Origin of the sequence: Neorhizobium sp. T6_25 (assembly GCF_002968555.1) — a bacterium.
Classification (GTDB): Bacteria; Pseudomonadota; Alphaproteobacteria; order Rhizobiales; family Rhizobiaceae; genus Neorhizobium.
In genome coordinates this window covers 51,446-73,235 of the sequence record NZ_PVBL01000006.1, presented here as the reverse complement: position 1 = coordinate 73,235, position 21,790 = coordinate 51,446, and the positions used below count along the sequence as shown (strand labels likewise).

The 21,790-nt window shown below is 59.4% G+C and carries 20 protein-coding genes; 8 read left to right on the top strand and 12 right to left on the bottom strand.

From position 1 onward, the window contains the following. Positions 1-17: 17 nt before the first annotated feature. Positions 18-1,079 (bottom strand): ABC transporter permease, encoded by a 1,062-nt coding sequence (locus tag C5L10_RS10190; protein ID WP_245447969.1) that lies wholly within the window; start codon positions 1,077-1,079, stop codon positions 18-20. 24 nt (positions 1,080-1,103) lie between these two features. Then, a complete protein-coding gene (locus C5L10_RS10185) occupies positions 1,104-2,699 on the bottom strand; it encodes an ABC transporter substrate-binding protein (RefSeq protein ID WP_105429561.1) in 1,596 nt (531 codons plus the stop codon). Positions 2,700-2,821: 122 nt separating this feature from the next. Between C5L10_RS10185 and C5L10_RS10180 the strand changes: the two genes are divergently transcribed. From C5L10_RS10180 to C5L10_RS10170, 3 genes are read left to right on the top strand one after another with little or no spacing between them, the layout of a single operon-like run. Further along, complete coding sequence (locus C5L10_RS10180; protein ID WP_105429560.1) at positions 2,822-3,541, top strand: GntR family transcriptional regulator; 720 nt, start codon at positions 2,822-2,824, stop codon at positions 3,539-3,541. After that, positions 3,534-4,454, top strand: a complete 921-nt coding sequence (locus tag C5L10_RS10175; protein WP_245447968.1) for a dihydrodipicolinate synthase family protein — start codon at positions 3,534-3,536, stop codon at positions 4,452-4,454. Before C5L10_RS10180 ends, C5L10_RS10175 begins: the two co-directional genes overlap by 8 nt. 14 nt (positions 4,455-4,468) lie before the next feature. Beyond that, complete coding sequence (locus tag C5L10_RS10170) at positions 4,469-5,608, top strand: mandelate racemase/muconate lactonizing enzyme family protein (RefSeq protein WP_105429559.1); 1,140 nt, start codon at positions 4,469-4,471, stop codon at positions 5,606-5,608. A gap of 89 nt (positions 5,609-5,697) precedes the next feature. On the opposite strand, the gene C5L10_RS10165 is transcribed toward C5L10_RS10170, so the two are convergent. From C5L10_RS10165 to C5L10_RS10160, 3 genes are all read right to left on the bottom strand, one after another. Beyond that, positions 5,698-7,134, bottom strand: a complete 1,437-nt coding sequence (locus C5L10_RS10165) for a DUF6880 family protein (protein ID WP_105429558.1) — start codon at positions 7,132-7,134, stop codon at positions 5,698-5,700. Positions 7,135-7,386: 252 nt separating this feature from the next. Beyond that, a complete protein-coding gene (locus tag C5L10_RS33595) occupies positions 7,387-7,563 on the bottom strand; it encodes a hypothetical protein (protein WP_172716982.1) in 177 nt (58 codons plus the stop codon). A 190-nt stretch (positions 7,564-7,753) separates the two neighbouring features. Beyond that, positions 7,754-8,653 carry a LysR family transcriptional regulator gene (locus tag C5L10_RS10160; protein ID WP_105429557.1) on the bottom strand — a complete coding sequence of 300 codons (900 nt, stop codon included), beginning with the start codon at positions 8,651-8,653 and terminating at the stop codon, positions 7,754-7,756. Positions 8,654-8,759: 106 nt separating this feature from the next. Here C5L10_RS10160 and C5L10_RS10155 point away from each other — a divergent pair, with 106 nt between their 5' ends. Further along, the gene (locus C5L10_RS10155) at positions 8,760-9,929 is read left to right on the top strand and encodes a mandelate racemase/muconate lactonizing enzyme family protein (protein ID WP_105429556.1); all 1,170 of its coding nucleotides are present in this window, start codon (positions 8,760-8,762) and stop codon (positions 9,927-9,929) included. A gap of 9 nt (positions 9,930-9,938) precedes the next feature. On the opposite strand, the gene C5L10_RS10150 is transcribed toward C5L10_RS10155, so the two are convergent. After that, positions 9,939-10,919 carry a LacI family DNA-binding transcriptional regulator gene (locus C5L10_RS10150; RefSeq protein ID WP_245447967.1) on the bottom strand — a complete coding sequence of 327 codons (981 nt, stop codon included), beginning with the start codon at positions 10,917-10,919 and terminating at the stop codon, positions 9,939-9,941. A gap of 282 nt (positions 10,920-11,201) precedes the next feature. Here C5L10_RS10150 and C5L10_RS10145 point away from each other — a divergent pair, with 282 nt between their 5' ends. From C5L10_RS10145 to C5L10_RS10135, 3 genes are all read left to right on the top strand, one after another. Next, positions 11,202-12,182, top strand: coding sequence for a tripartite tricarboxylate transporter substrate binding protein (locus tag C5L10_RS10145; RefSeq protein WP_105429555.1), 981 nt, complete (start codon positions 11,202-11,204; stop codon positions 12,180-12,182). A gap of 103 nt (positions 12,183-12,285) precedes the next feature. After that, entirely contained in the window at positions 12,286-12,720 is a 435-nt protein-coding gene (locus tag C5L10_RS10140; protein WP_245447966.1) for a tripartite tricarboxylate transporter TctB family protein, read from the top strand. A 39-nt stretch (positions 12,721-12,759) separates the two neighbouring features. Beyond that, complete coding sequence (locus C5L10_RS10135; protein WP_172716981.1) at positions 12,760-14,259, top strand: tripartite tricarboxylate transporter permease; 1,500 nt, start codon at positions 12,760-12,762, stop codon at positions 14,257-14,259. A gap of 175 nt (positions 14,260-14,434) precedes the next feature. Here the strand turns inward: C5L10_RS10135 and C5L10_RS10130 are convergent, their stop codons facing one another. Then, a complete protein-coding gene (locus tag C5L10_RS10130) occupies positions 14,435-15,049 on the bottom strand; it encodes a TetR/AcrR family transcriptional regulator (protein WP_105429552.1) in 615 nt (204 codons plus the stop codon). A gap of 321 nt (positions 15,050-15,370) precedes the next feature. On the opposite strand from C5L10_RS10130, the gene C5L10_RS10125 reads away from it, so the two are divergent. Further along, positions 15,371-16,297, top strand: a complete 927-nt coding sequence (locus C5L10_RS10125; protein WP_105429551.1) for a transcriptional regulator — start codon at positions 15,371-15,373, stop codon at positions 16,295-16,297. 22 nt (positions 16,298-16,319) lie between these two features. Here C5L10_RS10125 and C5L10_RS10120 read toward each other — a convergent pair whose 3' ends face one another. The 5 genes from C5L10_RS10120 to C5L10_RS10100 all read right to left on the bottom strand — a co-directional run bounded on the left by C5L10_RS10120 (position 16,320) and on the right by C5L10_RS10100 (position 21,737). Next, positions 16,320-17,867: an alpha-N-arabinofuranosidase gene (locus C5L10_RS10120; RefSeq protein ID WP_371411932.1), complete on the bottom strand. Its 1,548-nt coding sequence runs from the start codon at positions 17,865-17,867 to the stop codon at positions 16,320-16,322. A gap of 45 nt (positions 17,868-17,912) precedes the next feature. Next, the gene (locus C5L10_RS10115) at positions 17,913-18,809 is read right to left on the bottom strand and encodes an ABC transporter ATP-binding protein (protein WP_105429549.1); all 897 of its coding nucleotides are present in this window, start codon (positions 18,807-18,809) and stop codon (positions 17,913-17,915) included. After that, the gene (locus C5L10_RS10110) at positions 18,806-19,795 is read right to left on the bottom strand and encodes an ABC transporter ATP-binding protein (protein ID WP_371411930.1); all 990 of its coding nucleotides are present in this window, start codon (positions 19,793-19,795) and stop codon (positions 18,806-18,808) included. Before C5L10_RS10110 ends, C5L10_RS10115 begins: the two co-directional genes overlap by 4 nt. 77 nt (positions 19,796-19,872) lie before the next feature. Continuing rightward, entirely contained in the window at positions 19,873-20,733 is an 861-nt protein-coding gene (locus C5L10_RS10105; protein ID WP_105429547.1) for an ABC transporter permease, read from the bottom strand. Further along, entirely contained in the window at positions 20,730-21,737 is a 1,008-nt protein-coding gene (locus tag C5L10_RS10100) for an ABC transporter permease (RefSeq protein WP_105429546.1), read from the bottom strand. Before C5L10_RS10100 ends, C5L10_RS10105 begins: the two co-directional genes overlap by 4 nt. Between the last annotated feature and the right edge of the window lie 53 nt (positions 21,738-21,790).

Sequence of the window (21,790 nt, the reverse complement as noted above, 5' to 3'; positions counted from 1 at the left end):
GGTCCCGGGGTCCTGGGTCATCGGGTTCGGGGATCGATGAAGCGGTAGACGATATCGGACAGAAGGTTGATCGCGATCGAGATGATGCCGATCAGGAGGACGCTGCCGAGAACCGCGTTCATGTCTGCGAAGAACAAGGCGGAGGTGAGATACTGGCCGAGGCCCGGCCATGAGAATACCGTCTCGATGAGCACGGTACCGTCGAGAAGTCCGCAATAGGCGAGCGCCACGACCGTGAGCAGCTGGACCCTTATGTTGCGGAAAGCGTGGCGCCAGATGATCGGCCGTGTGCCAAGCCCCTTGGCGCGGGCCGTCAGGATATATTCCTGCCTGAGCTGTTCGAGCATGAAGCTGCGGCTCATGCGGCTGAGATAGGCCATGGCCGCATAACCGAGGATGAGTGCGGGCGCGATGACGTGGTGGAGCGCGCTTCGGAAGACGTCCCATTCCCCGGCCAGAAGCGAATCGACGATCAACGAGTTGGTCGGCCCTTCGACGAGCCCCTCGTTATATATGTCGATGCGACCACCGGCAGGAATGACACCGAAATTGGCGTAGAATATCAGGATCACCGTCGTGCCGATCCAGAAGATCGGCGTGGAATGTCCAAGCAGCCCGACGATACGGGCAACATGGTCGGCCCAGGTCCCTTTCCGCACGGCCGACAGGATGCCGAGGGGGACGCCGAACCCTGCGCCGATGATCGTCGCCAGCGTGGCGAGCTCCAGTGTCGCGGGGAATACCCGGGCGAGATCGCTCGCCACCTGGTTCTTGGTGACGTGCGACTGGCCGAAGTCCAGTCGCACGATATCGGCAAGGTAGGAGCCGAACTGCACATAGATAGGCCTGTCCAGCCCCATCTCCTTGTGGACACGATCATAGGTCGCCTGATCGGCCTGATCGCCGACCACGGCGATGACCGGGTCCGCCGGGATCATCCGGCCGACGACGAAGGTGATGATCAGAAGGCCCAGCAACGTCGTCGCGATCACCGCGAACGACGTGGCAAGTTTACGCCCGGCGGACAGCAGTTTTTTGCTGCCCGCGCGTCGCGTTTCTGTGGTCTGTGAAATGCTCAATTGTGCAGTTCCTAGAAGAGGTGATCAATTGCCCTTGTTGACCGTGTCCCAGCGGGTCAGCCAGGTCGAATGGCCGATATAGCCCTTCACCTCGTTGCGAACGGCCTTGGCGTCCGTGCGCTGGAACGAGGTGACCAGGGCCGGCGACGAAGCAAGATAGGCCTCGTTGATCTTGACATAGAGGCCGGCGCGCTTCGACTGGTCGGTCTCGTGCGCGGCGGCGGTGACCATCTCTTGGATTTCCTTGGGAACATCCCAGGCCGTCCGCCAGGCGTTCAGGCCGACGAGCTTGGCCTCGTCGGTATTGTTGGCGTTCGTCGCATAGGATTGCAGAACCGCATGCGGGTCCGGAAGGCGGTCGCCCGAGCGGGCCGAAAAAATCTCGAACTGGCGGTTGCGGAATTTGCCGATATGGTCGCCGCCCTGCAGGTCGAGCTTGACGCCGGCCTTGGCGGCATTGGCCTGAAGCGACTGGGCGACTTCGTATTCGGGGGTCACCGGCGTTGCGTAATAGACCTTGGAGAAGCCATTCGGATAACCGGCCTCGGTGAGAAGCTGCTTGGCCTTCTCGATATCGAGCTTGTACGGGTTCTTGTCGATGGCGCCCGGCAGGCCGCCCGGCACGATCGTCTGCTGCTTGATGCCGTAATATTTCATGACGGTGCCTGCGAGTCCGTCATAGTCGATCAGGTAGCGGAACGCCTCGCGCACCTTCGGCTTCGAAAGAACTTCATCCTTCTGGTTCAGGGCCAGATAGTAGAAACCGAAGCCGGGGGTCTTCTGGATTGTCACCTTGCCGCCTGTTTCGAGGGCGCCGAGATCCGTGGACGAAAGCCGCGTCGCCACATCGGCGTCGCCGGCATCGATCTGCAGGCGCTGGGCGGACGATTCAGGGATGTGCCGCAGCAGCACGCGGCGCATCTTGGGTTCGCCCTGCCAGTAATCCTTGAACGCATCGGCGATAATCAGTTCGTTGACGCGCCACGTCCGCAGCGTATAGGGGCCGGAGCCTGCGTCGGCGGTCTGCAGGAATTCCCGCCCCATGTCGCCGCCCTTGTCCTTTTCAGCAAGGAACTTGCTGTCCAGGATCGAGGTGGAGAAACTCGCGAGCGAATAGAGGATCAGGTTCGAATTCCAGACCTCCGGCGTTTCGAGAACGACGGTCGAGCCGTCCGTCGCGCGAATGAGCTTTTCGACGTTGTCAGCCGTAAACCCCCACTGGCGAAGGTCCGTCGACGGCGCAAGGCCGAGCTTCACCAGCCGGCGGAGCGACCATTCGACGTCCTTTGCCGTCAACGGGTTGCCAGAGTGGAATTTGACGCCCGAGCGGACCTTGAAGGTGAAGGTCTTGCCATCCGGCGAAACCGTCCAGCTCTCGGCGAGACCCGGCTGCGGCTTGGAAATGTTGTCGGCGGGCAGGACGATCAGTCGCTCGTAAAGATTGGCGACGATCTCCGCGGCTTCCAGCTGATTGATCTCGTTGGGGTCAAGTCCGCGCAGGGACGAGGTGTCCATGGCAACGACCAGCTGATCCTTTGGCGTTGCCGCCAAAACGAGGTTCGGCGCGGCCGATGACAGGGCCGCAATGCTGGAAAGCAGAATGGCGTGGCGTCTGAGCATGAAAAATCCTCCTCCGGGCTTCTCAAATCGTGTCGACGACAGATTTTCGTATCGACATAGATCTGAAGTCTGGTATATCAGATCCCACACTCTCACCGCCCCGTCAACGGATTTCGCGAAAAATGATTCCTGAGCCAACTGGAAGCCCACGGTCCGAAGCGTTTGCGAAGATCGATCCGAAATTTCAGATGACGGTGCGCGATCACGTTCATCGCACCTTGCGGGCGGCCATCCTCGCAGGACGTTTCGCGACGGGAGAGAAGGTCAACGAGCGCAGCCTCGCCGAACAATTCGGCGTTAGCACCACGCCCATCAAGGAGGCGCTGCGCCAACTCGAAACGGAAGGCCTGGTCGAGGCTCTGCCCCGGCGCGGCGTCATCATTCGGTTCGATATGGGCTGGGCGGAGGAGATGATCCTTGCCCGCGCGGCGCTCGAGTCGATGATCGCGCACCTGGCGGCAAAGCGTATCGGCAAGCCCGCCGGCGCTGAGCTAACGGCAATAGCCGACCTGATGGCCAAGGCGACGTTCTCTGCGGACGCGGACAGCCTGATTTCCCTCAACGAGCAATTCCACGAACACATTCACCGCAGCTCCCGCTGCGGTTATCTGGCGAAACTGATCGAGCGGCAGCAATTTTATGACGCCAGCATCCGCCGCGTCATCCACATGGATCCCGCCGAGCGTCAGAAAGCCCTCGAAGAGCATACCGCCATCGCCAAGGCCATCGTCACCGGTGATGCGGATCTCGCCGAGCGGCAGATGCGCAACCATGTCGTGCGCTCCGGCGAAACCTATTTGAACATCGTTTTCGGCAACAAAAAGGATATTGGACGTGGATGACAGGCTGCAGACTGTAAGAAAGGCGCTGACCGGCATTTCCGGTGTTCCGGTGACGCCTTATCGGCAAGACGGGACTGTTGACGTTGAAAAGCTCGGCGCGCTGATCAAGCGCCTCACGGTCGCCAGGGTGCACAATCTGATGGCGGCCGGCAATACCGGCGAGTTCTTCACGCTCACCATGGAAGAAGTCCGCGTCGTGCATGCCGCCACCATCAAGGCGGCCGACGGCATGTCGTTGGTCAGCGCCGCTGTCGGTCGCTCGCTGACCGAAGCAAAGGCGCTTGCCAGGGACGCGATTGCCGAAGGTGCGGATGCGATCATGGGCCACCATCCGATGGACCCATTTGCCGGGCCGTCCTATCAGGCCTCATACTTCCTGGAACTGGCAGATTTCTGCACCGTCCCCGTCATCGCCTATGTGCGCAGCGACGGCTTCGCGGTCGAGGATTTTCGCAAGCTCGCCCTGCATCCGAACATTGCCGGTATCAAGTTTGCCTCGTCGAACCTGATGCTGTTGGCGGACGTCATTCGCGCCACCCGTGATGCTCCAGCGATTTGGGTTTGCGGTCTGGCCGAAGGCTGGGCGCCGGCATTCTACGCCATGGGCGCCAGGGGGTTCACGTCCGGCCTTGTCAACGTGTTCCCCGAGCGCTCGCACGCGATCCATCGGGCGCTGGAGGCCGGTAGCTATGCGGCAGCGCGCGATCTGATCGACGGCATTGCCGGCTTCGAACTGCTGCGTACCAAATACAATAACGGCGCCAACGTGACGGTTGTGAAGGAAGCGCTGGGCATGCTCGGCACCGACGTCGGACCGGTGCGCGTTCCAGGCGTCGTCAACCTCGACGACGATGAGCGGCGGATTTTGCGCGGCATCGTCGATCGCGTCAAAAACGAAGTGTTCGCCGCCTGACGGAGAAAGCCAAAGTGCGTATTACCGGAATAAAAACATACATGCAGCGCGTGGACGACCGTCCTCGCCTGTTGCTCAAGATCGAGACCAGCGAAGGCATCTCCGGCTGGGGCGAATGCTACAATCATGGTCCCGACTGGGCGCTTCCGCCGCTTCTCGACTACCTTTTCCATCAGATCGAAGGCGAAGACCCGCGCCGCGTGGAATTCCTCGTCCTCAAGCTCAACCAACAGTGCCGGTTTCCTCCCGGGGCGCTCGGCCTTGCCGCGATTTCCGCCATCGACCATGCGTTATGGGATATCGCCGGCAAGGCGGCGGGTTTGCCTGTCTACATGCTGCTGGGCGGCAATGTGCGTGATCGCGTCCGGGTCTATTGCGGCGTCTATACCGCGCCCGATCCGCAGGACGCGCTCGATCAGACGCTCAAGCTCAATGCAGACTACGGTTATACCGCGTTCAAGCTGAGCCCCTATCGCCGCGATCTTCACAACAGCCGGTGGGGCGAACTGGTGAAGGAGACCGGCGACTATTTCGGCAAGATCCGCGAGATCACTCCTTCGCATTTTGAGTTCGCCTTCGATGCGCATGCGAAGATCTACGAACCTTACCAGGCCGTCCAACTGGCTGCGGCGATCGCACCCTATGATCCGCTTTTCTATGAAGAACCGATTCGGCCTGAACATATTCCCGCTTGGACGGAGCTGAAGTCGAAGGTAACGGTGCCATTGGCGACCGGCGAATCTCTCTACAACCGCTTCGAGTTCCTGTCGCTGCTGACTGCGCGCGGCGCCGACATCATCCAGCCGGACATCTGTGTCGTCGGCGGCGTCACCGAAATGCGCCGCATCGCGGCGATCGCCGAAGCGCATTACGTGACGATCGCGCCGCATAACCCGATGGGTCCGCTGGCAACGGCCGTGAACATCCATTTCTGCGCGGCTCAACCGAACTTCAAGATCCTCGAGTTCAAGCCGCATGTGCATGCGCCCTGGGCGCTCGACCCGTATATGCCGGTGGACGGATATATGAACCTGCGCCCGGATCGCCCGGGCTGGGGTCTCGAGATCGACGAAAAAGTGCTGGCCAAGGACGATTACATTCACTGGGAGCGGAAAGTCACCCGCAAGCCAGATGGCTCGACCGTCTATCCGTGAGGCCAAGTGCCTGGTCACGATATAGCACGGCGCCGTGTTTCCGGCCGGTGAGGAGCAAGTCCTCCTGACCGGCCGGACGGCCACGCAAGTTAAGGCACGAGTTTTCGGAACCCACTCTTGTGACCGTGTCGGGATTCCAGTCCGGCGACATAGGCATCATGGGAAGCCAAGCCTGCAAAATCCGCGATGTGAGGAGCAAGCGATGCACATCTGACAAGATGTCGCGCCGCGTGTTTGTAGCGGCTGGATCGCGCGTTCTCGAGCGTTAAGTCAATCATGGATCGCAGCACGATCGTTGCCGCGAGCGGATGTTTCTCGGCCAGCGCTTCTGCCGCCGGCGTCATCAGGTCGTAGAGATCGCCATTGAGTTCTCCCTGTCGCTTCAGCACGAGCTTGGCGGCCTCGGCCAGTGCTGGCCAGCGCAGGAAAAACGCGAGCGCTCGATGCACCTCCGGAAATGCCTGGGCAAAAGCGAACGCCTTTTCCTCGGCCTCCAAGTCGTCGAAGTCCGGTAGCCGGCGGATAAAGGCACGCAGGTGCAGGTCGTTCAGCGACTGCTCGAACCACTTCCATCGATCGGCCTGAGCGTCGTCCGCGCGCCCCAGGGCTTCGAGCACCTCGACGCGGGCGAGTTGCCACTCGATCGGAGCGTCATCACGGCCTCGCGTATCGACCGCGCTCAGCGTTTCGAGTGCCTCGCCGGCTCGTCCTGCGGAAAGAAGCCGGCGCGCGATGTCAGTCGTCACCAGGGGCGCCTTGCGGGTCTTTTCCGGCTGCTGGGCGATATACGCATCCACATCGCCCTGGGCATCGGCGATTTCCTGCAACGCAATGCGCACCGTCCGTTCCCGGTGACTTCCGTAGACCTGGTCTTCGTAGATTGGGCCTTTGCTGCTCCAGCCGATGACCTGACGGTGGCTCTGAGAGGCCTTGTCCTCAGGTTCCCTCGACCACTGCACGAATAGGGCCTTGAGCCGTTCAAGACCGTCATTGCCAAGAACGGGCGCCATAGCCGCAATCAGTGGATCGTACTGGCCATAATCATTGTTCTGCACCGCAGCGAAGATCTTGTCGGCAAGGGCGTCCTTCTCGACACCGGCCGACTTGGCGATCGCGCCGGCATCCGCGCACGCCTGGTGGAAGCTTTCGATGACCGAGCTGCTTTCGTTGGCGGACCTCTCGAAGACCGGATCTGCGAGGGCCAGGAATTGCCAGGCGAGCTCCAGGGCTTCCTTCGGATCGTCGGGGGCAACGACGTCGACGATCGTCTTGCGCTGCGTCTCCAGGTCCGCCGTAACCGCCTTCACCTTGCGCCAGTTTATGACGGTTCGCGAACGGGCAATGCTCGCGAACCGCTTGCGCACTTCGCGTGCAATCTCGGCCCCGCTGTGATTGCCGGCAAGCTCCATGCGAAGCCGTCGTTTGTTTGCGGCGCTGCCGGTGCTGATCTCGATGAGCAGTTCGGCCAGACGGGGCGCGCCAAGCCCTTCCAGATTTTTCGCGTTGAGTGTCGTCTTGGCTGCCATCGATTTCCGCTGTCGTTTGCATGGGACAATAGTCTCACGGCGGGGTGGCACAAGGTGGTTATCGCGCCGCTGACAGATTTTGACACCTGCGGCCTATCTCGACAGCGTTCTAGCGGCAGCGGGTGCACTCCCCGAGAAATTATTTTGGGAACTCGCTTCCCAACAAAGATGATATTCATCTAACTGCCTGGAGTCCGACTTCCACCAAGACCGCCGAAGAGGAAGTGCCCGAAAATCGCTCGGAAGTCCTACTCAGCGCCGCGGAGGGTCCAGCGTTGGAAGAGACTTCGCGTGAGCGGCCGCTTCGCCGGAGTAGGGGAAATCCTCACCGAGCTGGCGGTCGCCGTCATAAACTTTGAAGGTCGGTCCCTCCAGCTCAACAATCCTATAGCCGTTGACGTACTCGACCTTTGGCGTTTTCCATCCCATTGTCAGCTTCCCTCTTAGAATCTCTACGGCCGTAGCTCGCGCTCGCCGGCACACTACAGCATTCTTTGTCCCGGAAGCACTAATACGACTTGCATCTGCACCTGTTTATCAGGAGCTTGGTCACGCATGCGTAGGAGGCGGCGGAATTGGCTGCTATTCTGGCCATTGGTTCATACCTTTTCAACACGCTTTAATTCGGGCGCACGCCGCCTAGATTTTGCACTGCTACCTCGCGGATGTCCTGCAGCAAGCGATTGCGATTGTCCGGTCGCCAGATGGCGTGGAGTTCGGCGATGCATTCTTCGCGGAGATCGATCGGGCGAAACACGACACTATCGAAGCAAGCGGTCCGGGTCTCGCCTGGCACGATTGCCAAACCTATGCCAGCGCTCACCAGTGACAGAATGGCCTGTGAATGCGTCATCTGCTGCACGATGCGGGGGGTGATGCGGGCTTCGGCTACTAGCCTGGCCAGCTTTTCGTGCAAATATCGCGCCTGGGCGGAAAACATGATGAACGGCTCGCCATCGAGCATGTTCAGCGCGGGACGGCGATTGGCGGCTAGGGGATGAGCCCGAGGTATCGCAAGCATCATAGGTTCGCGCGCCACGCAGACGCTTTCGAGATAATGCGAACCTATTAATGGGCGCGACAGGCCCAGATCGATACGGCTGGCGTTGATTGACTCGAGTTGTTCCGCCGTCTCCATCTGCACCAATTCCAGCTCGATCTGGGGGGTGGTGGTGCGTGCGGCACTGATGAACTTTGGCAAAAAACTGTAGGTTGCTGCTCCCACAAATGCGATCCTCACCGATCCCGCGCTGCCGCGTGCCGCTCGCCGCGCCGCTGTTGTGGCCGCATTGCCCTGCTCGATCAACTTTTGGGCTTCCACCAAGAATACCGTGCCGGCCGGGGTTAGAACGACCCGCCGGCTGGTCCTTTCCAGCAGAGTGACGTCCAGTTCCTGCTCCAAGAGCTTGATCTGCCGGCTGAGGGGCGGCTGCGTGATATTCAAGCGCCGGGCGGCACGGCTGAAATTCAACTCTGACGCCAGCACGACAAACGATCTGACCTGCGTCATATCCAGCATCTATCCAACTCCGGTATAGATTCTCCACAATAATCAATCTGGACTTAAATGGGTGAGATCGGTAACGGTCAAGACCAGACGCGAAACCTTTATGGGCATGAGACGAATGGATACGCACTCGACAACGGGCTCAACCCAGCAAATCGGTGGTGGAGACAGCATTGCCTGGATCAAGCTTTCCTCGATCTTCCTGCCGCTGAAAACGCCGATCAGCGATGCAAAGGTGCTGACCGGCCGGCAGAAGCCGCTGACCGAGGTCGCGTTCCTGTTCGCAGAGATTGAGACCCGGAAGGGGCATAGCGGCATCGGGTTCAGTTATTCCAAGCGGGCAGGCGGTCCCGGCCAGTACGAACATGCAAAGGAGATCGCCGAGGTTTTAATCGGTGAAGATCCGAACGATATCGGCAAGCTCTGGAACAAACTCTGCTGGGCCGGTGCCTCCGTCGGTCGCAGCGGTCTTGCCATCCAAGCGATCGCCGCTTTCGACGTGGCGTTGTGGGATCTCAAAGCCAAGCGCGCGGGTCTGCCGCTCGCAAAGCTGCTGGGCGCACACCGCGATTCCGTCAGATGCTACAACACGTCCGGCGGATTCCTTTCTTCTCCGATCGAAGAGGTTCTCGAAAACGTCGAACAGTCGATCGCGGCCGGTATCGGCGGCATCAAGATCAAGGTCGGTCAGCCGGACATGAATATCGACCTGAAGCGCGTGGCGGCTGTTCACGACCGCATCGGTGGCCGGGCAGCCATGATGGTCGACGCAAACCAGCAATGGGACCGGCCAAGCGCCATGCGTTTCGGCCGCCTGATGGAGCCTTATAACCTTACCTGGATCGAGGAGCCGCTCGACGCTTATGATGTCGAAGGGCATGCGGCGCTTGCGGCGCAGCTGGACACGCCGATCGCGACCGGCGAAATGCTGGCAAGCGTTCTTGAGCATGCATCTCTTATCCAGAACAATTCCGTTGATTTCATCCAGCCGGACGCGCCGCGGGTAGGCGGCGTTACCCAATTCCTGAAGATCTGTGCGCTGGCGGAGGCGAAAAAGCTGCAGCTGGCGCCGCATTTTGCCATGGAAATTCATTTGCACCTGGCGGCAGCTTACGAACTTGAATCTTGGGTCGAACATTTCGATTGGCTCGATCCGCTGTTCAACGAGCGGCTGGAGATCAATGACGGCCGCATGGCGGTGCCGACCCGTCCGGGACTGGGGATCACGCTTTCCGAGCAGTCGCATCATTGGACAAGGGGAACGGCGGAGTTCGGCAAGCGACCTTGATGTCGCATGTCAGGCAGTTCCCCGCGCGACAATGTGGAAATCGACATTGATCATGGCGCCCACATCCTCGCTGCCGGCGATTTTTTTCAAGATCGATTGCGCCGCCTTGGTGCCGATGTCGCGGCGATCGATGCGGACGGTCGTTAGCGGAGGATGCGTGTGCGGAGCAAAATCGAAATCACCAAAGCCGATGATCGCCAGGTCCGCAGGGATTCTGCAGCCTTGGAAATGGGCTTCGGCCAGTGCCCCGTGGGCTACCACGTCCGACGAGCAGAAGACACCGAGTGTGCCGTGTCCCCGGTCCAAAAGCTGCGCCATCGCGGCCCGTCCGTCGCTAAACGTCGATGGCGAGTTCATATCGAGCGCCGGCAATTCCACCTCCGCAATTCCCGCCAGACGATTGACGAAGCCGTCGCGGCGTTGGACTGCGCGCGGGTCATTCGCGCCGATCTGGGCATAGCGGTCATATCCCGTCGCCAAAAGATGCTCGGCGACCAGGGCGCCCACGGCCAAGTGCGAAAAACCGACGGCCGTATCAAGCGGCGACGGCGTCGAGTCCCAGATCTCGACGATCGGCAATCCTGCCCCGGTCAGCATCGCGCGCGTCTCTTTCAGATGAGAGATTCCAGTCAGGATAATGCCGTCGGGACGGCGGGCAAGGATCGCCCGGGTCAGTTCGAGCTCTCGTTGGGCATCGTAGCCGGACAATCCAAGCAAGAGTTGGTAGCCGGCGGAAACAAGCTCCGCATTAAGACCCTCTATGGTCTCTGCGAAGATCGTGCTGGCGACCGACGGCACGATCGCTGCAATCAACCTCGTTCTTCGTGAGGCGAGCCCCCCGGCCAGAAGATTGGGCACGTATCCGGTCCTTGCGATGACGCGGCCGATTGCTTCCAGCGTTTGCGGCTTGACCAGATTTGGCGTGTTGATGGCTCGTGAGACGGTGACAGGAGATACGTCGGCAAGCCTTGCGACATCGGCAAGCGTCACCGGCCCATTCGTGGGATTTCTTCTGTTTTTGTCGTGACCTGTCATATTCGCCATCCCTGCTAAATGAGTTACGCTTTCATTGGACTCACAGGCAAGTGCCTAAACTGCATAATCTTCAAGGAAGCCAGCTAACATACGGAATTAAAGCGGTATAAATTTTGCCACTCATGCTTGCGGAGCAGGATTTTGCGGCTACAATGAAAGCGCTTCCATTGCTCTCCGGGAGGTGTGGAGAGAGTGGGTTTATGAGGCTGGCTGGAGGCCAGGCAAGGAGGAAGTTCTATGCACTTCAAGCGTTTCACGACGTTTGCGGCCGTTGTGGCTGCAATATGCGCGACAGGACCACAGTCGAGCCGCGCCGATGACTATCCATCCAGGACCGTGACGGTGGTCGTGCCGTTCGCCGCGGGGGGGAATACCGACACATTCGGCCGCCTCGTGGCCGAACAATTGGACAAGCGGCTGGGGCAGCGATTCATCGTCGAGAACAAGCCCGGTGCGGGCGGCAATGTGGGTCTTGGCGATCTCGCGCGGTCGAAGCCGGATGGCTACACGATCGGCATGGGCACGGTAAGTTCAAACGCCATCAACCAGACGCTTTACAAGAGCTTGCCCTACGACAAGGAGAAAGGTTTTGCGCCGATCTCGCTCATCGCGACCTTGCCGAACGTTCTGGTGGTCAATCCGGACAAGATCAAGGCGAGCTCCGTCGAGGAGCTTATCGAGCTCCTCAAGAAGGAGCCAGGCAAGCACACTTATGCTTCGTCGGGCGTCGGCACGTCCATACATCTAGCCGGCGAGCTTTTGGCCACCAAGGCAGGCATCAAGATGACCCACATTCCCTACAAGGGGAGCAGTCAGGCCATTCTCGATGTGGTTGCGGGCCATGTTGACATGATGTTCGACAATATTCCGACGGCAGCGCAGCAGGTGAAGGCCGGCAAGGTACGCGCACTCGCGGTAACCAGTCTCGAAAAAGCGGCCCTTCTGCCGGAAGTGCCGACAATGGCGAGCATCATTCCCGGGTTCGAAGCAACGTCGTGGCACGGCATCTTTGCGCCTCCCGGTACGCCACCGGAAATCGTCGAGAAGCTCAGCAAAGAGGTTCAGGCTATTCTTGCGGAGCCGGCCATGAAGGCAAAGCTGGACGGCATGGGTGCGACCCCGGTTGGCAACACGTCGGCCGAGTTCAAGGCCTTCATCGCCACGGAAACGGCAAAATGGGCCGAGGTGATCAAGGCCGCCAACGTTCCGCCTCAGTGAGTACGCGCCGGTCGGGCTGACGCCCGACCGGCTCATCTTTCCACGTGAGTGTCATTGCATGTTGAAGATAAGGAATGGCCGCGACTTCGTCGGCGGCGCAACAATGATCTTTGCCGGTCTGCTATTTATCTGGTTCGGTCGCAACCTGGAGGTCGGGAACTCTTTCCAGATGGGGCCGGGCTATTTCCCCACCGCACTCAGCCTGGTTCTGATGGCGATAGGGGCGCTCATCATCCTTCAGTCCCTGGTGGTCGAGGCTGAGAGAGTGGAGCCCCAGACGCCGAATTGGAAAGCTTATTTTCTGGTCATCCTCGCGCCGGTAGGATTCGGTGTGCTGCTCTCCGGACTGGGGTTGGCGCCGACAATCTTTCTCCTGATCGTCGGCGTCGCAACCGCTAGCCGATACGCCAACTGGCGCCATTCCATCCTCCTCGGCCTGTTCCTGGCGGTCTGCTCGGTCTTGCTGTTCACGCGGCTTTTGTCGCTCCCCGTCAGCGCGTTCGGACCGTGGGTCCCTTTTCTCGGCGACCTTTCATAACCCTCCCAGCGAGGCCGACGAAACCGGATTGGATTGCTTATGGATATCTTCTCGAACCTCTGGCTCGGCGCCTCGACCGCATTCCTGCCGATGAATCTGCTCTACGGTTTCGTCGGGTGCCTGCTCGGGACAGCGATCGGCGTGTTGCCGGGGCTCGGGCCGACGGCGACGATTGCCATGCTGCTGCCGATCACGTTCGGGCTGCCGCCGGAATCAGCGCTCATCATGCTTGCGGGCATTTTCTACGGTGCGCAGTACGGCGGTTCGACAACAGCCATCCTCATCAATCTTCCGGGCGAGAGCTCGTCCGTCGTGACCGCGATAGACGGCTATCAGATGGCGCGAAACGGGCGTGCCGGCGCTGCTCTGGCGACGGCCGCACTTGGCTCCTTCTTCGCCGGAACGGTGGCGACGATCCTGCTCGCGATGGCAGCTCCCCCCCTGGCTGCGGTTGCGCTGAATTTCGGGCCCGCCGAGTATTTTTCGCTGATGGTTCTGGGGCTGGTTGCCTCTGTGGCGCTCGCCAGCGGGTCGTTGCTCAAGGCGATGGCTATGATCGTTTTTGGGCTGATGCTTGGCACCGTCGGCACCGATGTCGAGAGCGGTACCCCACGTTATGTCTTCGACATCCCCGAACTTTATGACGGGCTCAACTTCGTCGCGGTCAGCATGGGCATATTCGGGATCTGCGAGATCCTTCGCAATCTCGAAAGCGAGCAGGAACGTTCGGTTGGCGTCAAGCGCGTGACCGGGCTGATGCTGACGATGAGCGATTTTAAACGCATTATCGCTCCGGTTCTGCGCGGCACGGCGCTCGGATCCTTTCTTGGTGTTCTGCCTGGGGGCGGCGCGATGCTCGCATCCTTCGCGTCCTATGCAATGGAAAAGCGGATATCCCCGAACCGGGCTGAGTTCGGCAAGGGGGCGATCGAGGGGGTCGCGGCACCCGAATCCGCCAACAATGCTGGTGCGCAGACTTCGTTCATTCCGATGCTGACGCTCGGAATTCCCGGCAACCCAGTCATGGCCCTGATGGTGGGGGCCATGATCCTGCAGGGCATCACGCCCGGTCCTAACGTGATCTCGGACGAACCGGAATTGTTCTGGGGCATGATCGTTTCGATGTGGTCGGGCAATCTCATGCTTGTCATCCTTAATCTGCCGCTTATCGGGCTATGGGTACGGATGCTGACGGTGCCTTACCACCTGCTGTTTCCCGCGATTATCGGCTTTTGCTGCATCGGCGCCTACAGCATCAACAACAGCGTCTTCGACGTGTTCGTCATGGCAGGTTTCAGCGTCATTGGATTTGTGCTCAGCAAGATGCGATTCGAGCCGGCGCCGCTGCTCCTCGGCTTCATTCTCGGGCCGATGCTGGAGGAGAACCTGCGGCGTGCCATGCTCATCAGCCAAGGAGATCCGTCGATCTTCTTGCGCAGCCCGCTCAGCCTTTCGCTGTTGGTCTTCGCCGTCGTTGTCCTTGCGCTGGTGCTGTCGCCGAGCATCAGCCGTAAACGGGAAGAGGCCTTTACGGAATAGAGCTCGGACGGGCGGTGGAGATACCAGAGGGACCCGACACCGGCCGTGCCTGACTCCTGCGGCAGGCGACGGGCAGGGGGATGGGAGAGTATCCGCGATGCGCCGCGGCATCCGTGAGCAAAAGCTGATGGAGGGAGTGTGGCGGCTTGGCCCGTTTTTGCGCACTGGCCATGCTTCAGGACGAATTTGTCGGCGTATCGCCGCCCACGCGGCTATGGTCGCGCAGAACGGACCACAAAATGAAAGAGACAATTCTGTCTGCCCGAGCAGTTATTTCCCCCGTTTGCGCAAGGTGGACCATTCTTGGATCCGCCACAACGGCCATGAGGTCGAACATGGTTCTCGCCCAAATGAGGACATCAAAGTCGCGGAAATCACCTGCCTTTTGGCCTTCGGCGAGAATTGTCTCCAGCTTCTCGAGGATGAACGCCCGCAAATTGACTATTGCTCGTCTCCTGCGCCCGGCAGCACCTGTCAGCACTGAAGCCATGCCGGGGCGGCCCTCGATGGTCTTAATCCAGTGCAGTGACGGGCTCGCCAGCAAAAACGCCAACTTTTGCTCCGGCGACCCTGTCGCAAGGCCGTCGGCGAAGGCTTTCATCAAGCTCGCGATGTGGCGTACCGCCAACGCGTCAGCTATTTCGATCTTAGTTCGAAAAAGTCGGAAGATGTGACGCGGAGATGTCTGGAGTTCTCGGGCGACCTGGGCGATCGAAATCTGTTCAAGCGTAAGGCTGCTTAGATGCAGATCGATGTGGTCCAGGATCTGCTCCTTGTCTAGTTTTGTCACAGATGACCCTGGCCCATTGGATCTTAAATACCATTCCACCACTTTAACTACGCGACCTGCGCCGTATGTCCACTGAGTATAAACGCCACGCCGCTGTTCGCCCCATTCAGATACGAGTCCCAGATACCGGGGAAGACCAGCTATGGCGGCCGCCGAGCCCATCGGTCAGCGATCGCCCAATGAGGCTTGGTCGGCGTACTGGTGCTTGAGGCTATATCATCGTCTGCAATCGATGTTAGCTCGCAAGCGGTCACCGGAAAACTCGCTCTCACTAAATCAAAAATCTTGATATAGATGAGGGGCAACGGCATGATCTGAAGTATGAAGCCGAATTTCCTCACAATATCCGCCAACACCGGGAGCCAGGTTCTCAAAGGCCTGGCGTCCCCAATCCGGGTCAACATCCTTCAACTTCTCCATGATCGGGGAAAGCTCAATGTCAACGAGATCAGCGCGGCGCTCTCGCTGCCGCAGTCGACGGTCGCGGTGAACATTCTGACCCTTGAAGAGGCCGGTCTCATCGAGACCTCTTCCGTCAAGGCGACCAAAGGCAATCAAAAGGTTTGCAGCGCCAAATACGACGAGATCATCGTTCGGTTCGACACCGCTGAAAAAGCAACCAGAAACAACCAGATCGAGGTCGCGATGCCTCTCGGGCTCTACACGAGCTGCGAAGTTTCTGCACCATGCGGGCTTTGCTCACCGGAAGGTGTCATCGGGTTGCTGGATGTTCCCGATTTCTTTCTCGATCCCGGCCGGGTACAGGCAGCGTTGATCTGGTTTGGCCGTGGCAATGTCGAATACAAATTTCCGAACAATGCCAAACTTGTTAAGTCGGCGGTCGAGGCGATCGAATTTTCGATGGAACTTTCGTCGGAAGTACCCGGCACGAACGTCAACTGGCCTTCCGACATAACCCTGTGGATCAACGAACATCGCATCGGGACCTGGACGTCACCCGGTGACTACGGCGACAAGCGCGGGGTCTATACGCCGCAGTGGTGGAAGCTTGAAGGCTCTCAATACGGCAAGCTGAAGACTTGGCGCGTCACCAAGCAGGGATCATTTATCGACGGCGTATCGATCTCCAACGTCACAATCGACGACATCGGCTTGGCCGAGCATCATTCGATCAGGATGAAGATCGGCATAGAAGAAAATGCCCCCCATCCGGGGGGCATCAACGTCTTCGGTCGCGGCTTCGGCAACTACGACCAGGACATCATCATGCGGCTCTATCTTGCCTGACGGCAGATAGGGCAGATACGATTCACAGGGAAGCGCCAAACCGGACGACGCTCCATGACGCCGGAGGAACGGTGACCATGACACTACCACTCTCCACGTCTACGTCCCTCAGATCGTGAGGAGCCACCTTGTTCGGCTCATTCTTGGTGTTGCTCGCCTTGAGGTCGTGGTGATGCAGCGAATGTGCTCGCTGCAGCTTCAACCCGCCAAAGCCGGTTGCTGCGACGTCAATCTGCATATCGTCGGAAAGGTGCCGGTTCAGGATGAAGAGTGTGACCGTCTTGTTCTCCTCCGAATGCACTGCCGAGAACTTGAGGTAAGGAACGGGATCGATCTTGTCGTACAGGTCTTCCGTGTGCGTGGGGTCGTAGTAACGAGTGGCATAGGTCGGCGTATCGACGCGGGTCCTGAGGACGCTGCCCCTGCCAAGATTGCTGAAGTCCGAGAAGGGCCAAAAGATCGTCTGCCGCCAGGCCGGACCACCGGTTTCCGTCATGATGGGCGCGATGGCGTTTACAAGCTGGGCGAGGCATCCGGCCTTGACGCGATCGGCGTGATTGAGAAGTGAGATGCATGCGCCGCCGAAGGCAAGCGCATCCTGCATGTCGTATTCCTCCTCCAGTATGGGTGGGGCAACAGGCCAGCCTTCCTTGACGCGGTTCTGTTCGCCGCGCCGGGTGCGATACCAGACATTCCATTCGTCGAAGCTCAGCATGATGCGCTTGCGGGAGCGACGTCGCGCCGCCACGGCGTCAGCAATCGAAACCACCTCTTCGATGAAGCTGTCCATCAGGTCGGGACTTGCCAGGAACGACGGCGTGTCATCGGCATAGTTGTTGAGATAGGTGTGCAGCGATATGAACTCGACATGATCGAACGTGTGTTCGAGGACGATCCGCTCCCATTCGCCATAGGTCGCCATTTTTCGCCCCGACGATCCGCAGGCCGCCAGTTCGATGGTCGGATCGGTCATCCGCATCATCTTTGCCGTCTCGGCCGCGATCCGGCCGTATTCCTCGGCCGTTTTGGCTCCCATCTGCCAGCCGCCGTCCATCTCGTTGCCCAGGCACCAGAATTTGATGTCGTGCGGTTTCTCCCAGCCATGCTGCTGGCGAAGTTCGGAAAGGTGGGTGCCGGAAGGATGATTGCAATATTCAAGCAGATGGCGGGCTTCGTCCGGTCCGCGCGTACCGAGGTTGACAGCCAACATCGGTTCGATACTGGCAACCCGGCACCAGTCCATGAATTCGTTGGTTCCGAAATGATTGGTATCGACGGATTTCCATGCCAGGTCGAGGCGGCGTGGGCGCTGCTCGACCGGGCCTACTCCATCCTCCCAATTGTAACCGGAAACGAAATTGCCGCCGGGGTAGCGCATGATGGTGGGATTGAGCTCGCGCACGAGCTCCAGAACATCCCGCCTGAACCCCTTTTCGTCAGCCGTTGGATGGCCCGGCTCGAAAATGCCGCCATAGACGCAGCGGCCAAGATGCTCGATGAATGCGCCGAACAGACGGTTGTCGGTTTCACCAATGATAAAGTCCCGGTCGAACCGGGCTTGGGCCTTGATCATCTCTCAAATCTCACTTTGCTTCAGGAAACGGGTAGTTCGCCGCTAGTGCGACTGCAGCTCTGTCTCTTCGATCGACGGATGGGGTGATGCACGCGCTTGCTGGGACGCGGCGCTGTCGCCGGTCAGCACGCCGCGCCGGTTTGGGTCGGGAGACAGGATGGCGGATTTCAGGAGTTGCGAATACGGATGCTGTGGGTTGTCAAGGACCGGGCGCGCCTCGCCGCTTTCGACGATTTCACCCTTGCGCATGATGATGATCCTGTCGCTCACGTAATAGGCCGTTGCAAGATCGTGCGTGATGTAGATGATCGAAACCTTGAGATCATCGCGCAGGGCACGAAACAGATTGACGATCGACATTCTCAGCGAGGCATCGACCATCGAAACCGGCTCGTCCGCGACGAGCAGCGACGGGCCGGGGATCAATGCCCGGGCGATCGCCACCCGCTGGAGCTGACCTCCCGACAGCTCATGGGGAAACCGGCCGCGGACTTCGGCAATCGACAGGCCGACATTGTTCAGCGCCCTGTCGGCAGCGGCTTCCAGCTGCGCGGGTGACTGGGCGTCCGTGAAGTTTCTTGCCGTCATGAACAGATAGCGATCGACGCGCTTCAAGGGATTGAACGCCTCGAAGGGGTTCTGGAAGATCGGCTGGACCTCTTTCATGAACCTTCGCCGCGCTCTAGGTCCACGGATCGAAGCCAGGTCGCCGCCCTTGAAGAAGATCGTTCCCGCGCTTGGCCGGACCATGTTGAGGATCATCCTCGCAAGTGTCGTCTTGCCGCTTCCGGATTCGCCGATGATCGTGAAGACTTGAGGTTCATCGCCCTCCAGGCGGAACGATACATTGTCGACGGCCCGGAATTCCTGACGGCCAAGCAGGCCGCCTCGCTTGTAGACCCTGGAGACGCCGTCGAGATGCAGAAGAGGAGCCGTCATCGCTCTATCTCCAGTTCCTCGGGCCGGTTCGGTTTCCCATCAGGTGTCGGCAGGACGTCCGAACTCGCTGCGAAACATGCCACCCTGTGATCTTTGGCGAGGGTGGTAAGGGCGGGGTTCTCATGTCGGCAAATCTCCATCGCCAGTGGACATCGCGGATGGAAGCGGCACCCTTTTGGAGGATCGGCCAGGTTCGGCGGGGTTCCATGAAGCCCATCGCGCGTATGCCTGTCGCCGATCGTCGGCAGGCTGGCGATCAGATGGGCGGTATACGGATGCAAAGGATTGGCAAAAACGTCAGCCGTTCGCCCTTCTTCGACAAGCCGACCGGCATACATGATGCCGAGCCTGTCGGCGATGTTTGCATGAACCGTCAGGTCGTGGGTAACGAAGATCATCGACGATCCGAATTCAGTTTGTGTTTCCCGGATCATCGCCAGGACGTCTTTCTGAACGACGACATCGAGCGCGGTCGTCGGTTCGTCGGCGATGATGAATTCCGGCCTACAGAGCGTTGCGAGGGCGATGCAAACGCGCTGTCGCATCCCGCCCGAGAGTTCGTGCGGATAGGAGCGGAGGATCTCAGCAGGAAGGCGCAGCCGCTCCAGATGGCGCCGCACCTCCTGGTCGAATTCGGCGCGTGGCAAATGCATGTGCCGGAACGCGAAATCCTCGAACGTTTTGTGAATGCGACGAACGGGGTTGAGCACGTTCATCGAGCCTTGCAGGATGTAGGAGAGGTGCCGCCAGCGTATGGCTGTACGCCGTGCCGGGGGCAACGCATAGAGATCATCGTCGATGAAGCTGTAGTTCACCTGACCGCCGACAATCTCCAACGGAGGCCTGATCGCAGCCGCGATCGCTTTGATGAATGTGGTTTTGCCGCAGCTGGATTCGCCTGCAATGCCATAGATCTCGTGCTTGCGCACATGCATCGAGATCCCGTCGACAGCCCTTACTTCGCGGTCGATCCCGAAATATTTCATCCGGTAGTAGGCGCGAAGATCGCTCGTTTCCAGGACATGCGCGTTCTCGCGACCGGCTGAGGCTGAGATTTGCGTCATCAGGAATTCCCCATCCGATCGAGCCGGCTGCGCGGGTCAATATATTCATTCATCGAGATGGCCAGCAGGAAGAGCCCAATGAACGTCAACGTCACGAAGAGGGTGGGAAAGAAGTACCACCACCAGACTCCGGACACCATTGCGCTGTGCTGGTTGGCCCAGAAGATCATGCCGCCGATGGTGGGGGTGTCGACATCTGTGAACCCCAGGACAGCAAGCGTGACCTCGAGGCCGATCGACCAATTCATGTTGTTCATGAACGTCGAGAAGACGATCGGCAGCACATAGGGCAGATGTTCCTGCGTGACGATCCTTGGCATGGACATGCCCGAGAAAACGCTGGTGTTGGTGAATTCGCGGGTTCTGAGGCTGATCATCACTGATCGAATAAGCCGCGCATCATAGGCCCATCCGAGGCCCGCCATGACCAGCGCAAGCACGAACCAGGTCATGTCGTCCCGCAACACGAAATAGAGCAGGACCAGAAGCGGGAAGAGCGGAATGACGATGAACGTATCGTTGATCGACATCAAGATGCGGTCGACGATTCCGCCGACATAACCGGAGATCAGCCCGATCGCCAGGGCGAGTATTCGGCTGATGAGCGCCACGATGAAGCCGAAGGCGAGGGTATTGCGAATCGCAAAGGTCAATTGCCAGAAAATGTCCTGACCGCGCGAATTGGTTCCGAATACGTATTCCAGCGACGGTGGCGCATCCAAGGCCACAAGGTAGGAGTCGATTGGCTCGTAGGGCGAAAAGAAGGAGGCAGCGGCGATGCCGAGGATGATCGCCATGATCATGCATCCGATCGCGAACTCGCCGTTATAGCGGAACAGGTCTCTCAGGACGGCAATCATTGGCTCACCTGTACGCGCGGGTCGATCAGGGGATAGATGATGTCGATGATGAAGACGGCTGCCGAGACTGCGATGATGGCAATCGACGTGATCCCCAGAACGAGCGAATAATCGGCCGCATGAACTGCCTCGACCAGGAGGCGGCCGATGCCCGGGTATCCGAAAACCTGTTCGGTGATCACCGCGCCGTTGAAGATTGCGCCGATCGACATCGCAAGGCCGGTGATCTGCGGCAGGAAGGCATTGCGCATGACGTAGGACGTTACGAGCTTTTTGTCCGGCACGCCGGCGAGTGCGGCGTAGGTGACATAGTCGTCGGTAACGATATTCGAGACCAGCGCCCGCATTCCCATGAACCAACTGCCGACGCCGACAAGGATGAGGGAAAGCGATGGCAGAATGGAGTGCAACAGTACGCTGCCCACAAATTGGGGCGTCCAGCCGGTCGCCTGGTTCATCTCATAGCCGCCGCTGCTCGGCAGGATCGGCAGGAGGAATGTGAAGACGATCAACAGGACGAAGGCAACAATGTAGTAGGGCACCGGATGGAGCCCCATCATGATCATGCCGAGGATCCGAAGGATCCGATTGCGGCTGTAGTAGCCCGCCAGTCCGCCAAGGATATTGCCGACAAACCAGCTCAATATGGTGGATACCGTAAGGAGACCAATCGTCCAGGGGATGGCTCTCCCGATCAGTTCACTGACGGGCGTGGGAAATGCCGATAGTGAGGGGCCGAAGTCGAGCATGGCAAGCCGTCGCCAGAAAATCAGATACTCCTCCCACAGATTGTCGCCGACGCCGTAGAGTTCCTTGAGGGACTGCCGAAGAAGCTCGATGGATTCGGGGCTGGAAAAGCCGAATGTGCTCACTTGTGCGACGGCATGCTCGACCGGATCTATCGGCGTAAGATGCGTGATCAGAAACGTGATGCTGATGCCGACGAAAACGACCAGCGCGAACTGCAGGACGCGCTTGGCCACGTAGATGGCGTAGGATCGCATTGATGCCTCGTATTTCGGGATGAGGTCTCCGCCCGGTGCCTTGGAGACGCCGG

Coding starts and splice junctions, on each gene's coding strand:
- C5L10_RS10185 (WP_105429561.1), bottom strand. CDS start 2,699: ATGCTCAGACGCCACGCCATTCTGCTTTCCAGCATTGCGGCCCTGTCA.
- C5L10_RS10180 (WP_105429560.1), top strand. CDS start 2,822: ATGATTCCTGAGCCAACTGGAAGCCCACGGTCCGAAGCGTTTGCGAAG.
- C5L10_RS10165 (WP_105429558.1), bottom strand. CDS start 7,134: ATGGCAGCCAAGACGACACTCAACGCGAAAAATCTGGAAGGGCTTGGC.
- C5L10_RS33595 (WP_172716982.1), bottom strand. CDS start 7,563: ATGGGATGGAAAACGCCAAAGGTCGAGTACGTCAACGGCTATAGGATT.
- C5L10_RS10160 (WP_105429557.1), bottom strand. CDS start 8,653: ATGCTGGATATGACGCAGGTCAGATCGTTTGTCGTGCTGGCGTCAGAG.
- C5L10_RS10155 (WP_105429556.1), top strand. CDS start 8,760: ATGGATACGCACTCGACAACGGGCTCAACCCAGCAAATCGGTGGTGGA.
- C5L10_RS10145 (WP_105429555.1), top strand. CDS start 11,202: ATGCACTTCAAGCGTTTCACGACGTTTGCGGCCGTTGTGGCTGCAATA.
- C5L10_RS10140 (WP_245447966.1), top strand. CDS start 12,286: ATGATCTTTGCCGGTCTGCTATTTATCTGGTTCGGTCGCAACCTGGAG.
- C5L10_RS10135 (WP_172716981.1), top strand. CDS start 12,760: ATGGATATCTTCTCGAACCTCTGGCTCGGCGCCTCGACCGCATTCCTG.
- C5L10_RS10125 (WP_105429551.1), top strand. CDS start 15,371: ATGAAGCCGAATTTCCTCACAATATCCGCCAACACCGGGAGCCAGGTT.
- C5L10_RS10115 (WP_105429549.1), bottom strand. CDS start 18,809: ATGACGGCTCCTCTTCTGCATCTCGACGGCGTCTCCAGGGTCTACAAG.
- C5L10_RS10110 (WP_371411930.1), bottom strand. CDS start 19,795: ATGAAATATTTCGGGATCGACCGCGAAGTAAGGGCTGTCGACGGGATC.
- C5L10_RS10105 (WP_105429547.1), bottom strand. CDS start 20,733: ATGATTGCCGTCCTGAGAGACCTGTTCCGCTATAACGGCGAGTTCGCG.
- C5L10_RS10100 (WP_105429546.1), bottom strand. CDS start 21,737: ATGCGATCCTACGCCATCTACGTGGCCAAGCGCGTCCTGCAGTTCGCG.